A 3,289-nucleotide genomic window follows, 5' to 3' on the forward strand; every position below is an offset into this window, starting at 1 on the left:
CAAGGCCGAACATGAACTAAGATTGAAACCGGACCACCCTATGGGGTCAGGCCAATTGTGAACCCCCATGGCATGCTGCTCATCGCGTCGTCTTTGCTGATCTTATCTGCAAGAGCTGCCTCAATCGCTCGTTTTCCCATCTCATAACCGATTTTGAAAAGCCTCTCGTGTTCGGTTTGGTCTTGTGCCTGAGCTGCCAAGGCAGCACATTCAAACGCTGCCCAAGACTTTCTCGCCATTAGGGCAAACTCTTTCGATGTCTGGGGGTGTGCTGCGGTTGCGAACGAGAGCAAAGCGCAGGTAATCGCGACTCTTTTCATGGTGATCCCCTCCAAGCCTCGGTCAAAATGCCCCGACCCGAAATGGTCGTCAAATCCGGTTGGGCGTCTCTTTCCTGCGGAAAACACTATCTTGCCACAGTCGGCTCCCTTGCCAACATCGTCCGCGCCCGCCACCTTTAATAGCGAAAGGCGGGCAGCATGGCAGACGAATCTGACTTCCAGCTACAGAATTCCAATCAGGCAATCGAATTTGCGAAAGAGTCTGTTCGTCTTGGTGTCACCGTCAACGGTGGCGCCGCTGTTGCGATCATTGGCTTCCTTGGCGCCAAAGAGAATATTTCTGATCCATTGGCGATCCGATACGCATTGGCATGTTTTGCAGTCGGTGTTGGACTTTCGTTCCTGGCCGCGATCGCAGGATATTTTGCTCAAACGTTTTTTGCCGTTTGGAACTACAAGCGCGGATCCGGCTCACCTGCTAGCGCTGGGTGGGCATACGCTCTATCGGCAATAGGCATTTTATGTATCGTCGGTTCGGTTGCCGTATTTATTCGCGGAGTGATCGTCGTCGGCAGAGCTTTGTTTGTGTAGGATTGGAAATGGCGTTTTTTACTCAGGATCAATTGCAGGCAATCGCTGATGCACTGGCTGACACGGACGAGGGGTTAACCGGATCAGAGATTGCTCACTTGCTTGAGACCTGCAGAATGCGAGATATCGTTCCTAATCATACGAAAAGACATAGGCTCTATAACGCTTTTGCTAATGATCAAAATACAAGAAAAAATAGAACCGGGATCTTAGAGTTTATCCGAAATGCGATGAAGCCTGCACGGTTCATGCGCGACCCACATCGATTTGAACCAATGAGGCAAAACCTCAATAAGGCACTTGGCTTTTGTGGCCTTGTCATGGATGAGGCAGGTAAACTATCCGGAATAGAAACAGTTACTACAATTTCGGAAGCGCAGCGGAGAGCTCAAACATTACGAGTAGACTTGCTTGCCCGAGGCGTGCATCCGGATGTCCTCGCATTTTGCAGGGAAGAACTGCTCCAACAAAACCATTTCCATGCCGTACTTGAGGCGGTCAAGAGCATTGCGGATAAGCTCAGACGGCGGACTGGTTTGGATGCTGATGGCGGAGAATTGGTTGATAGAGCTCTTACCGGAGACATTCCAATGCTTGCGATCAATTCATTACGATCAAAAAGCGAGCGAGACGAGCAAAAAGGGTTTGCAAACCTACTTAAAGGAACCTTTGGCATGTTCAGAAATCCAGCCGCCCATGAGGCTCGGATAAACTGGGACATGAAAAAAGAAGATGCTGAAGACTTGCTATCGCTCGTCTCGCTTATCCATCGTAGAATTGACGCGGCGGTGATGCCGCCACGCGTTTGACGAGAGGCGATACAAAAAGCCCTCCGACCGAAGCTGGAGGGCTTTCTGTTAGAACAGTCGACTGATGATGAATGCAATTGAAGCCAAGCTGATTCTAAGATCAAGCTTCAATCGAACCGTCTTGGTCGACTGGCTGGCTTCGAGAAGCAAAGAGGTATCCATATGGATCTCCCTATATCTCTGGGCGAAGTCCTTGATGAACCGCGTACCGCCCGCCAGACTTTATTGGGGGATTTCCTGTTTAGAAACAGCCCTGGTGGCTCCCCCAAGCGCGCGGCTGTCTCGTGTTGAGGAAGCTTTCGCGTAGCTGCCGACATAAGTCAATACATTACATCCAACCCAATTTACCTATCCGCAAAGATCGTGCCCCTTCAGGCGGCTTATTGACACGTTCCGCGTTAACGAGGAAGTCGCGATAATAGAAGGCACGGGATGGCGAGAGCGGCAATAACGCCGCCCAGTACGACGATGCGATCTGAACAAGATCAATTTCTTCCCGGAGAGTCTTTGAAAGGGCAATGCTAACAAGACCAGCTCCGATGGGCGTGTCATGAAGCCTTATTCCATGTCAGGTATATCTCACCACTGAAACAGAACAGCAGGCGGTCCATATTCTCCAACGTGGGGATCTGCTTCGCGGCTCCACGCGACTACACCGACATGTTTGCCCTCCAGCGATTGCGCTGCACGTAACGCACGGCTCTCTGTTTCAAATGCCATGGGTTCGAACGCCGGAACCAACTCGCCGTCTGCATTACGGTCGAATGCTGCAACCACGATAAGCCGCGCATTGGTCATTTAATTTTACTTTCCGTCGGTGTTAAGGTCCAACTCCGGATTATTGTCCGCATTGGTCTGGCTCTTCTTTTTTGAGAGCCTGCCAGTCTTAGGTTCTACAGGGCGGTCAGGAGTGCTCGTAAACTTAATGGCCATAATCGTTTCAAATCTCAATTAGGAATGTTGCTATTTTGTTCTCGTTTCGCTTGTATGTCAGATATTTTTGCACATGTCCAACGGTTGCTAGAAGCATCGCATTGGTCAGCACCAAAAGAGCTCGCAGTGATGTATATGCGCATGAACCTTATTATCCTGGAAATCCGTCAAATATTGCAAATCGGGTCATAACGAAGTTGTGTAAGCTCAACGCTACCGGCTATTGCGCAAGCCCTTTTTTGAGGGTGGAGCCGTAATGCTCTCCATTTCATGGCGTTGTTTTCGCAATCGCAGCGTCTTGGCAACCCGCTCGTCTATTTCCGCGTCTAGAATTGTACGCACAGCTTTATTGGTGCGGGAAGCGACCGACTCCCGAGAGGAAGGGACGGGCTTGAAAAGAGTATGTTTCGTAAAGGAGCCGCGTGGATCTTGGGGCAATTGTTGTAATCCTTTTTAAAGGTAAATAAAAAAGGTCGGGCAATGGCCCGACCCTAAGTCAAATTCTTTCGACAGTGCCAGTACATCCGTGGTCAAAGGAAAGAAAATCAGCGATTTAAGCAGCTTGCAGGTTGCAGGCCGACATTTTGCCGGACTTGCGATCCTGCTCCAGATCATAAGTAAGCTTCTGGCCTTCGGTCAGCGAGTACATACCTGCGCGTTCAACCGCAGAGATAT

General features: G+C 50.1%; 3 protein-coding genes and 1 pseudogene. 2 read left to right on the forward strand and 2 right to left on the reverse strand.

Annotation, left to right across the window (positions count from 1 at the left end; translation table 11 throughout):
* The first annotated feature begins 479 nt into the window (after positions 1–479).
* On the forward strand, positions 480–872 hold the full coding sequence (locus tag RT142_RS24305; protein WP_122066540.1) for a hypothetical protein: 393 nt from the start codon (positions 480–482) through the stop codon (positions 870–872).
* Between the two features lie 8 nt (positions 873–880).
* Positions 881–1,681: a TIGR02391 family protein gene (locus RT142_RS24310; protein ID WP_122066550.1), complete on the forward strand. Its 801-nt coding sequence runs from the start codon at positions 881–883 to the stop codon at positions 1,679–1,681.
* A 579-nt stretch (positions 1,682–2,260) separates the two neighbouring features.
* Here the strand turns inward: RT142_RS24310 and RT142_RS24315 are convergent.
* Together RT142_RS24315 and RT142_RS24320 are read right to left on the reverse strand one after the other, a co-directional pair.
* Positions 2,261–2,479, reverse strand: a complete 219-nt coding sequence (locus RT142_RS24315; protein ID WP_122066539.1) for a hypothetical protein — start codon at positions 2,477–2,479, stop codon at positions 2,261–2,263.
* Between the two features lie 688 nt (positions 2,480–3,167).
* Positions 3,168–3,289, reverse strand: a pseudogene (locus RT142_RS24320) (cold-shock protein); the annotation flags it as partial.

Origin of the sequence: Brucella sp. (assembly GCF_032066345.1) — a bacterium.
Lineage (GTDB): Bacteria > Pseudomonadota > Alphaproteobacteria > Rhizobiales > Rhizobiaceae > Brucella > Brucella pseudogrignonensis.